Here is a 311-nt window from a genome sequence, read left to right as displayed (position 1 = left end):
GTGCCGCGCAACGTCGCCGGAGCGATCCCCGCCCGCTCCAACGCCTGCCACCCCGTCTCCAACAACAACCGCTGCTGCGGATCCATCGCCAACGCCTCACGCGGACTGATCCCGAAGAACCCGGCATCGAACTCGTCCGCGTCGTACAAAAACCCGCCCTCACGCACGTAACTGCACCCCACACGGCCCGGATCGGGATCGAACAACCCACCCAGATCCCACCCGCGGTTGCCGGGAAAGGAACCGACCGCATCGACCTCACCCACCACCAACTCCCACAACCCCTCCGGCGAACCCACCCCACCCGGAAA

Annotated in this window: 1 protein-coding gene; it reads right to left on the bottom strand. The window is 66.6% G+C overall.

The genetic code is table 11. From position 1 onward, the window contains the following. The coding region (locus ACYF6T_RS44745; RefSeq protein ID WP_461703733.1) for a beta-ketoacyl synthase N-terminal-like domain-containing protein at window positions 1-311 on the bottom strand (311 nt) is incomplete at both ends.

Source organism: Streptomyces sp. 7R007 (assembly GCF_054850255.1).
The sequence above is the reverse complement of the archived record's forward strand: the minus strand, read 5'-3'. Positions and strand labels throughout refer to the sequence as shown.